The following is a 10,287-nucleotide window of genomic DNA, read 5'->3' on the forward strand; positions in this document are numbered from 1 at the left end:
AGATGTAAAAGCATACCGCAGGAACAACGGTGTTTTTATAACTTCTCCGACACTTGCAGATCAATGCATCACATTCTGGGGAGAAAACTGGCTTGCTCAAAACTTCAGCCAGATACTCAGCAGTTCCACCATTCAGCTTGGGAATTACTGGCTGAAGTACCTGATTCTCATAAAAGCCCTGGACAAAGATCCCTCTCTGTCATTCGATAGGTACATCTCTCAAATAACATCCAAATGTTAATTGAACAAAATAGACAAATGTAAATTGAATTATTAGCATTTTTTAGACAAAGCTTAATTTGCTAACACAGCTACATGTTCGCTTTCAGAAGTAAGTTTAAATTTGAACCAGGACATTTGTCATTCCTCAAACCTATCAAATTACGGGTTAACTATACCATAACAGCGGGGCTATAACTGCAAAGGGAATCCCGTATTTTTGAGAACGCGGAAAAAATGACGGGAATAAGCCCCGTCTGTTACTGGTTTTTAACAGGAAGCGGTGATTTAAGCAGGTTGGCGGAAAGGTCGATAACGTCCTGTCTGGTGCGGAGATTTCTGATCCGCTCCTGAAATTCCCGGGGAATCCTGACGTCCAGGGTATGAATGGCATAAAGCATGCTGTTAAGGTAGAACGGTGCCACTGAAAAGCTTCTGATACCCAGAGCATACAGCAGCGGAAGGTATTTCTGTTCGTGAACCACCTCGCCGCAGATAGATATCGGAATTCCGGCCTTCTGGGCGTTTTCGGAGGTGAGGGCGATAAGCCTGACAACAGCCGGGCTCAGATCGTTGTTATGTCTGGTGGCGAATTCCCGGGAGCAGGTTTCCGTGTAGCGGGTGAGGTCGTTGGTGCCAATGGAGAAGAAATCCACCAGACTTGCCAGAGATTCCGACATTACAGCAGCTGCCGGAGTTTCAATCATGACTCCGATTTTAATGCGTCCCGGCCGGATTCCCTCCTTGAGTAGAGATTCCCGGGCTTCCTGGTAGAGGTCCATCAGGTGGACGAAGTCTTCGTATTCGGCGGCCATGGGAAACATTATGCGCATCTGATGCCCGAACGCTGAGGCCCTCATCAGTGCCCGGAGCTGGGTGGTTACAATGTCGCGGAGGAGAATGTTGTCCTCGTCGGTGCCGGTGGTACAGTTGTAATGCACCGGTTTTGACAGATAGAGCGGCAGCTTGTCCGCAGAAAAATCAAAGGTTCTGAAGGTTACGGCAAAACGCTCCGGCAGGGATTCCATGATTTTCCGGTAGCATTCAAACTGTTCCTCCTCTGTGGGATCGGAGGTGTGATTCATAAAGAGGAACTCCGTCCGGAACAGTCCGATGCCGGAGCTGGGGTAGTTTTTAAGATCCTGTATTTCCGCAAGAGATCCGATATTGGCCAGCACCTCTATTCTTTCTCCGGTTCTGGTGGTTTTATAGCGGGCGATAAGAGGATCCACAATGTTGCTGTTGCCGGATTCAATCCGTTCCTGAACGTGCTTTTTCACGCTCCATATCAGCTCCTCGAGAGGATTCAGGTAAATCTTGTTGGCATAGGCATCCATAAGAATGTTCATGCCGTTTTTGATAATTACGGAGGCGTTTTCAACATTGAAAATCGTAGGAATATTCAGACTGCGGAGCACAATGGCCATGTGGCTGTTGGTATTGCCATCTTCAAGAATCACGCCCTTGATATGAGAGTTATCCACAGTCAGAAGCTGAGCCGGGGTAAGGTTGTTAGCCACAAAAATACAGTCCCCGGTGATTTCCGGTATCGGCGGTCTTTTGCGCTTCAGGGTCATGATGATGTGCTCGGCCAGATTCCGGATTTCATATTCGTTGTGCATGATGAAGGGATCATGGTTGTCCAGAAGTTCCTGAACAAAGCTGTTGTAGCAGTGATGAATGGCCGATTCGGCACTGAACAGATCCTTTGAAATAAGATCCGATATCTGCTTTTCGACATAGGGATCCATGAGAAACATGACCGAGGTTTCCATGAATTCCCGGGCGTCCTGGGATTCGGTTTTTCGCATCTCGTTTTCGAGATAGATCCGGGTTTTTTCCCGGGCATCATGATACAGGGCGATTTCACCGGCAGTTTCAGCGGCGGATATTTTGGTCTTTTCGACATGAAGAGGGGTGTTGATAAACACGATTGCCGGTGCGCAGGCAATACCTTCTTTTATTACGAATCCATCACGCAAGGCAGAGCCCTCCCTCTATTCCTCTGAGGCCCGATTATAGAACTTTTAGAGTCTGATTAGTAGAATCCGGGATACAATTTTTAAAGATTCTGTAAACACTGCGGCACTGGTGTCAGAAAACGTAAAAATTACACTGATGCCGTCATGAAGATTGAATCCATTGGAAAGGGGGCGGTATTTGATGAAAGGGGCTTATCATGATTAAAAGAGCAGAGAGTTCCAAATTATTATGGATTCGGCAGGGGTACTGAAAACCATGATACCTGTCGGACGATATTTTGAAGTTACCATGGATGGAAGTGCTTGACAGACTTGGAATTAGTATAGTGCCAGTATTTGGCATAAAATACTAAGTATCATGTAAATAATTGGGTTATAATGTGGTGTATGTGCCATATTATGGCATTTGTTAATGTTTAAAAAGACTGAAATCTTCTTTTTTGTTAATCGAATGCCTGTCCTAAAGGATTTGTTTGTCAAATAAAGTTAGACATCAGCTTATGTTCCGGGCTCATACTGTAAAGTGGGATGTAATGCATTAAAAAGGCAGAAAATACATGCTTATCAATTTTTCGTGTGACAACTTTAAATCTTTCCGCGATGGTTTTGCATTTAATATGAAGCCTGAAAAGCGAATGAATGAACTGAATTGGAGCATACTCACAGAAAAAGTTTCTGGAAAGGCTGAGACTGGCTTGTCGGTATCGGTAATTTACGGTCCCAATGCAGCGGGAAAAACATCTGTGGTTAATGCCATGTCATGTCTCCGTCAGCTGATACTTCGGGGTAATATCAGGGATAATCCTGATGATTATAGTGGAGATCATGTAAGTAACGAATTGTTTCTAACCCCCTTTGCATTTAGACACGATAAAGCACCTGTGCGATTTGATGTGACATTTACTGCCAACGACAGGAAATATCGCTATGTGATTTCTCTATTTATGGGATCATTTCTTGAAAAGAATGTTGACAGATATATTGACCGAGAGGAGTTATATGTCAATGATTCTCTGATTTTTTTAAGAACCAGGGATGAAGTTGTCAGACTTAAAACAGATGTAATTGCTGATTCACTGAATACTGGTTACGAAATTAACAAAACTGATAAGATCAGAAAGGCCATGAGCAGCAATATTGATTCCGACAGTATGCTGCTGTTTACAGATTTTAATTCCTTCTGCAGCAAAAAACTTGTCGCAGAGATTCGCAGATGGTTTGAAGAAGAATTTATTGTGGTTAATTCTGCTGACAGGGTTTTCTTTTTCCCTAGAATATCGCAGAACGATGGATATGCTGTGATAAACAATTATATCAACGAGATTGCTCGAGAGGCTGGTATTATTGGTAGTGAATTTGCGTATGTGAATGATTCAGAAACGCATACTCCGAAACTGATTTCTGTTATTAAGAAATCACAGGATAAGGTTTTTGGTCTTGAAGCAAATAAAATAGAATCTGTCGGAACCATGAGACTTATATCTATCATGCCTGCAATTATTATGGCACTTCATAAAGGAGCTGTTCTGGTAATGGATGAAATGGATGCATCGCTGCATCCAATGATTGTTATGAACCTCATTACGATTTTTCATAATAATACGGTGAATAAACATGGTGCACAGCTTATCTTTAATACACATAACCCAATATATTTAAACCATGATCTTCTCAGACGTGATGAGATTAAGTTTGTTGAAAGAGATAAAGAGAGTCAATCCAGTGATCTTTATGCACTGTCAGATTTCAGAACAAATGGGAAAGCAAGTGTCAGGAAAACTAGCGACTATATGAAGAACTATTTTGTTAGTCGTTACGGCGCTATCGAGACTATTGATTTTACAGAAATTATAGAGAATATTATGAATGAGTGCGGTGCAAAAAGTTGTTTTCGAACGGAAGCCAAGGGAGCGGAAACCTTATTTTAGCCATTAATATTCTCGTTTTTGACTTTTTGCACCAGCCTCATATATGATTTCCTGCGAAGCTATTCCGACATTGCGCTCCAGATGGCGTTAAGATTGTGTTCGATAAGCTTCAGGTAGGTGTTTCCCTCAGGTTCGGTAGTGAGGGAATCTGTGTATAGAATGCCGTTAATACTGTTGCCGTTTTTGCGTGACAGTTCCTCCACTGCGGTATTGTTGGACAGATTTTCGATGAACACCGCCCGTACCTTCTTTTCTTTCATTAACTCCTCAATTCTGGCAATGTCTCCTGCAGAGGGCTCATGAGAATCGGTAATCCCGCGGGGAGCCAGAATCTGTATCCGGTAATGATCCGCCAGATAGTTGAATGCGTCATGAGTGGTGATCATAACGCGGCTTTGTTCCGGAATTCCGGAAAAACGTTCCTGGTACCGGGTATCGAGATCCTTCAGGGCTTTAGTGTAGTTAGCAGCATTTTCCGTAAAAAAGCCGCAGGAATCAGGCTCCTTTTTGCAAAGCTCCTTCCTGATGTTTTCCGCATAAATGGCTCCGTTCAGGGGATTCTGCCAGGCATGGGGATCTGTTCCTCCATGATGATGGTGATGTCCTTCATGTTCATGGTGGTGATGTTCTTCATGCTCATGTTCAGGGCTTTCTTCGTGCTCATGGCTGTCATCGTCCCCTTCAGTATTGCGGAGTGGTTTAATTCCCTGTGAAATATCGATGATTTTGTTCCTGTTTTTGGCAGTATCAGACCAGCGCTTCAGGAAATCGTCAAAGCCGAGACCGGTCAGAAAAACAATGTCTGCCTTTTCCAGGGTCATAAGATCCTGCGGACGAAGATCATAGCTGTGCGGATTGGAGCCTCTGGGGATAACGGAGGTTACGGTTACCCGATCCTTTCCGATTTCCCGGACAATGTCCTCGGTGATGCTGAAGGAGGCGGCCACATTAACCTGAGCCAGGGCTTCTCCGGCTGCAAATACTGATGACAGACCGAGAGTCATACATAGCAGGCGGCTTATGGTGTTCATTGAAGTGTTCTCCTCGTGTGTGCTGATTTCTTTTGCAGTAGCAAAGTCTGAAACAGCTATGACTGTTACTATTTCTGTTCCAGGCGTTGCGAGTTTTATGATTCGTAATGCTTTGGTGAAAAAAGCTTAAAAATAAGACCGTTTCTGAAGCCAAATAGGAATGACAGAAGATAGACTCCGCCCAGAATCAGAATAACAGACGGCCCTCCGGGAATATTCAGGTGGAATGAGAGGAGAAGTCCCCCCAGCGAAGCCAGTGCGGCAATTAGGACGCTTAAAATGATTATGGTTCCGAGTCTGAAGCTCCAGAAGCGGGCGCTGATTCCGGGGATTATCATCATTCCCACGGCCATCAGGGTACCGATAGCCTCGAATCCGGCGACGAGATTCATGACCACGGCAAACATGAAGGCAAAGTGCACCCAAGGGCCGCACCTGCTCACGGAGGCCAGATACAGGGGATCCACGGAGTCGATAATCAGGGGGCGCAGAATCACTGCCATAATGAGGAGAGTGATAACCGCATTAATTCCCAGAAAAATCACCGTGTCTCCGGAAATGGTAAATACGGAACCGAACAGAAAACTCAGGAGATCCACGCCGGATCCGCTCAGGGAAATGATAAGAACACCGAGGGCCAGACTTACCAGATAAAATACCGCCAGGGAACTGTCCTCGGTGTTTCTGCTGAGTCTGGAAAACAGGGCGGACATGAAAATCACCATAGTGCCGGCCAGAATGCCGCCTATAGTCATGGCGGTAACGGAAAGCCCCTTTATGAGATACCCTGTTGCTGCTCCGGGAAGGATGGCATGGGACAGGGCGTCACCGCTGAGACTGAGCTTTCTGAGGGACAGAAAAACACCGGCAACCGGCGCTGACAGGGAGAGAATGAAGAGACTTACCAGGGCTCTTTTCATAAAGTCGTAGGAAAACAGCGGATCCCAGATATTGTCAATGATGATGTTCCACATTTTTATGTTCCGTATGGTGATGATCGTGCTTTTCCGGGGTGCGCCGGCAGATTCCGGCATTGTGGTGCGGGAATATTTCCATTCCGAAGGCCCGGGTAATGTTTTCTTCAGTCAGTACCTCGGCGGGGGTGCCGCGGGCTATAAGCTCCCGGGAGATCATGATGACGTCACTGAAGTGCTCTCTTACCATCTGATAGTTGTGGAGCACGGCAATTACGGTTCGGCCTTCGGCTTTCCAGTCCTCAATCAGCTGCCAGAGATCATTTATGGTCTTGAAATCAATGGCGTTAAAGGGCTCATCCAGAATAATGACCCGGGCGTCCTGCAGTATCAGTCTGGCAAAGAGAGCCCGCTGAATCTGGCCGCCGGAAAGAGCCTTCAGAGGTTCGTTTTCCATTCCGGAGAGCCGGACCTTGCGGATTGCGTTCTGAATTTTCTCGCGGTCGGCGGAGGTGATTCTCCGGAACCATCCGGAGCTTTTCCAGAGTCCGGTGGCGATGAGCTCGGCTGCGGTAAGGGGGAAGGTTTTGTCTACAGCTGAGGACTGGGGGAGATACCCGATGTCCCGGAGTGTCAGGTCTTCCAGAATGATTTTGCCGGACAGAGGCTTGATAAAACCCATAATGCCCTTGAGGAGGGTGGATTTTCCTCCGCCGTTGGGTCCGACGATGGCTGTGGCTGTTCCTGCTCCGATTTCCAGGTTCAGATGATGAACCACGGGATGCCGGTAGTATCCCAGAGTGATATCCGAAAACACGATTTTCATGAGATAACCCCTGTAACCAGCACAAAAATAATGGCTGACAGCAGAATTACCGCTATAAGCCTTGTCAGTATTCCCGAACTGTATAATGAGTGCATGTCCTGCTCCCGTAAAAATAATCTCCCCATTATCTGAGCTTTTTTTCTTTTGTCTAATGAAAAAATTCCCATGTGCAATGGTTTTGCAAGTGTTCAATTTTTCATGCTCCATACTGGAATTATCCTGTACCGCGGGAATCAGGTCCGGTTTCATGGTGGTCCTGAGGCGGCGGAAAGCGGGGATGCTGCCAAAAATCAGGGGGAAGCCGCAATGTTTGTAAAAACGTTTTCCTGCTGAAGAATTGGTGCGAATATCCGTTATAATGGGAGGTGATTTTCGGGACTCGGCGCCGTCGTTTATGACAGGTTCAGGAGGTTCCGCATTAATCCCGGTTTTGCATAAGCTGCATAGCCGGGTGATGGCAGAGACCGGCAAGCAGCAAAGGGATGTTCCTGTAGGAGTCTTTCTTTAAGCGGCCGGAAGCATGTCAGCAGCATACAGGTGTCCAAATGTTTTTGGTAAGGTATTTTTGTCTTGTTATTATGGTTCTTGCCGGCGGCCTGGTTCAGGCGCAGGATTTTCCTGATACGGCGGCACAGAACGAGATCAAGGCACAGCTTCTTGAACTGGCGGTGGCAAATTTCAATGGTTCCTATGCCAGAATGTACGATTCTCTGATAGCCAGCGAGAATACTCCTTCCTATGGCGAAAAGCTGATGGAGGGGTATGGCTATATCAGAGCCTTCCGGGAGATGACCGCCGGTATCAAATGGAGTGATCGGCAGTATCTCCGTTTCCCCGCTAGCAAAAATATGGATATCGGCAAGTACCGCGAGGAGTATCGCGAGCTTCTGGATACCGACCGGCTGACGGCATTTCTGTTTTCCGAAAGACCTCCTGTTCCCCGTTATGAGTCCTACAGAGCGGCTCTTCTCGGCATTCTGGAAAAAGGCGAGAAAAAACTCAGACGTTATGATTTTGAGGTACTGAAACCGGGAAATACCGGAGAAAAGGTTGATATTCTGAGACAGAATCTCAAGACTCTGGGCTATCTGGATGCCATTCTTCCGGATGAGGGCGTGTTTGATGCGGATACTGCTGATGCCGTTACGGCTTTTCAGAAGGCCCGGGGACTCACTGCTGACGGCATTGTGGGATATCAGACCTATGAGACCATGTTCCGGAACCGGGATCAGGAGGCGGTCAATATCGCCAGAACCATGATTAGAATGGCGGATCCGGTACTGACTGCCGGCGGGGAGTACATTTTTGTAAATGTTCCCGACATGAATCTCAATGTCTATTCCGGCGGCAAGTCGGTATTGTCCAGCCGGGTGATTGTCGGCAGAAAGGATCGGCAGACGCCGCTGTTTACCAGCGTTCTCAGCAACGTAGTTCTTAATCCCACATGGACGGCGCCTCCCACCATTATGAAAAAGGATTATGCTCCGAAGCTGATTCGGGATCGGGGCTATCTGGCAAAGCACGGACTGGCTCTCTATGATTCCTCGGGTTATGCCGCGGATCCGGCCTGGCTTTCGGATGCCCAGATTCGCAGCGGTCTTCCGGGTTACAGAATCGTGCAGTCTTCAGGTACCAAAAACGCCCTGGGACTCTACAAGTTCAATTTCCCGAATACCGATGCGGTATATCTCCATTCCACGAACTCTCCGGGAAATTTTCAGAGAGTGACCAGGGCTATGAGCTCGGGCTGTGTCCGGGTAGAAAAGTCCAAGGAGCTGGCGGAGTATGTTCTCAGGGATACCCCCTACAGTCCGGAACGCATTGCCGCCGTGATTAAGAAGGGAAAAACCCAGTGGGCGCAGGTGAAATACCATATTCCGGTATATGTGGCATACCTGACGGCATTTATCGGGCAGAACGGCGAGGTCTATCAGTATCCTGACGTCTACGGAATTGACGCCAGGGCTGGCAGAATACCGGAACTGGTTTCCCGGCACTTTTCAGAAACCGGTGATTCCGAATAGCATAACACTCTGGAATTGCTGCCGGATATCAGATGTCCGGAAGTCCGGACGGTAAAAGGCCTTTTGTGGCAAATCGGAGTTTGGATAATGAAAGCACCCTGTGGTTGGTCCATAAGGTGCTTTTTTGTTCTCTATATTTGTCAGGCACTATAGTACTGATCTTAGTCTCATACGGGATTTTTAGTTGATGGTAAGGTATTGGGATGTTACTTCAGTTTAGTTTTAAAAACTTCAGATCTTTTAAAGATGAGGCAATTTTAAATTTGACTGTGAAGAAGAATAAAGGTGATGCCGCAGACGACTTTTTTTCTTTTGGTGATGAATCAGTTTTACCGGTTACAGCCGTTTATGGTGCTAATGCCAGTGGAAAATCCAATTTGTATCAGGCGTTTGCGTATATGTCTAACTATGTCATTTTTTCTTTTAGTTACGGTGATGAAAAGGATAATTCTGAGACATATGCTCCAACGCCTTTTGTGTTTGATAGTGAATCAGCAAAGGAAGATTCTTCTTTTGAAGTGATTTTTTCTATACCAAAAGATGAAACAGAGATTGTTTACAATTACGGTTTCTGCCTAAATAAAACGGGAATTACGGAAGAGTGGCTAAATAAAAAAGATAAAGAAAGTGACGATTATTCATTAGTTTTTTACAGAGGTGGTGATCAGAATGAATTAGATTTATCAGGGATACCAGAGAATAGTCAGCAGAATATAAAAGTTGCACTTGAAGAACAGGTTTTAATAGTGTCATTAGGTGCAAAATTAAAGATTAATGAATGTAAAGAGATAAGAAATTGGTTTTTAGTAAATAGGTTTACTGATTTTTCCAGCCCTGTGACGGACATGTTATTGACAAGAAGTTTACCCCAAATTCCCGGGGGTATCTTCTAACTACAAACACTCATTCCGCAACAATCTTGTACACTGGAGTTACTCATCGTCAGGATTAACCTTAGGTATGGAATTATGTGATTTTAAAACATCACCATGTTTTATGTAATAGTTAGGGCAGGTAATTTTAAACTTGTTATATAGCCGCGTTGCAGAACTTTGGGCTTCACTTGTTATAATTTTTGTAGCATAAATTACACACTTTTGATTTCTTAGACCTAAGTACAATTCAACTGAATTGAGATAAGTCTGATTCAGCTTTTTTTGTATATATAAGTTCATGGTTGCAGCTATTTGACAAAGAAGTAAATGTCCTAATACCCTTTCTTCGTTATGAACTCTTAACGGCATTAATCTACTCAGTCCTTTCCCTAAATCAAAGTATTGTTCAACAATAAGACGATTATAATACACATTTAGAATCTCATCAGTTTTGTATGGTAATGATGAAATAATTATGAACATTCCAG

At 45.3% G+C, this 10,287-nt stretch carries 8 protein-coding genes and 1 pseudogene; 4 read left to right on the forward strand and 5 right to left on the reverse strand.

What is annotated here, in order from left to right; translation table 11 throughout:
* Positions 1-241, forward strand: a 241-nt coding sequence (locus F557_RS22845; RefSeq protein ID WP_044143833.1) for a hypothetical protein, incomplete at its 5' end; no start/stop codon positions are given.
* Between the two features lie 238 nt (positions 242-479).
* Here the strand turns inward: F557_RS22845 and ptsP are convergent.
* Positions 480-2,201 (reverse strand): phosphoenolpyruvate--protein phosphotransferase, encoded by a 1,722-nt coding sequence (gene ptsP, locus F557_RS0117570; RefSeq protein WP_019003516.1) that lies wholly within the window; start codon positions 2,199-2,201, stop codon positions 480-482.
* A 557-nt stretch (positions 2,202-2,758) separates the two neighbouring features.
* Between ptsP and F557_RS20710 the strand changes: the two genes are divergently transcribed.
* A complete protein-coding gene (locus tag F557_RS20710) occupies positions 2,759-4,129 on the forward strand; it encodes an AAA family ATPase (protein ID WP_019003517.1) in 1,371 nt (456 codons plus the stop codon).
* 59 nt (positions 4,130-4,188) lie between these two features.
* Here F557_RS20710 and F557_RS0117580 read toward each other — a convergent pair whose 3' ends face one another.
* The 3 genes from F557_RS0117580 to F557_RS20715 all read right to left on the reverse strand — a co-directional run bounded on the left by F557_RS0117580 (position 4,189) and on the right by F557_RS20715 (position 6,900).
* The gene (locus F557_RS0117580; RefSeq protein WP_019003518.1) at positions 4,189-5,160 is read right to left on the reverse strand and encodes a metal ABC transporter substrate-binding protein; all 972 of its coding nucleotides are present in this window, start codon (positions 5,158-5,160) and stop codon (positions 4,189-4,191) included.
* Between the two features lie 95 nt (positions 5,161-5,255).
* The gene (locus F557_RS0117585) at positions 5,256-6,134 is read right to left on the reverse strand and encodes a metal ABC transporter permease (protein ID WP_019003519.1); all 879 of its coding nucleotides are present in this window, start codon (positions 6,132-6,134) and stop codon (positions 5,256-5,258) included.
* On the reverse strand, positions 6,115-6,900 hold the full coding sequence (locus F557_RS20715) for a metal ABC transporter ATP-binding protein (RefSeq protein ID WP_084761703.1): 786 nt from the start codon (positions 6,898-6,900) through the stop codon (positions 6,115-6,117). Before F557_RS20715 ends, F557_RS0117585 begins: the two co-directional genes overlap by 20 nt.
* A gap of 545 nt (positions 6,901-7,445) precedes the next feature.
* Between F557_RS20715 and F557_RS0117595 the strand changes: the two genes are divergently transcribed.
* A complete protein-coding gene (locus F557_RS0117595) occupies positions 7,446-8,924 on the forward strand; it encodes a L,D-transpeptidase family protein (RefSeq protein WP_019003521.1) in 1,479 nt (492 codons plus the stop codon).
* 203 nt (positions 8,925-9,127) lie between these two features.
* Positions 9,128-9,817: an AAA family ATPase gene (locus tag F557_RS20720; RefSeq protein WP_019003522.1), complete on the forward strand. Its 690-nt coding sequence runs from the start codon at positions 9,128-9,130 to the stop codon at positions 9,815-9,817.
* Positions 9,818-9,856: 39 nt separating this feature from the next.
* On the opposite strand, the pseudogene F557_RS23420 reads toward F557_RS20720, so the two are convergent.
* Positions 9,857-10,287: pseudogene (locus F557_RS23420) on the reverse strand (transposase); the annotation flags it as partial.

It is taken from the genome of Succinimonas amylolytica DSM 2873, from assembly GCF_000378405.1.
Taxonomy (GTDB): domain Bacteria; phylum Pseudomonadota; class Gammaproteobacteria; order Enterobacterales; family Succinivibrionaceae; genus Succinimonas; species Succinimonas amylolytica.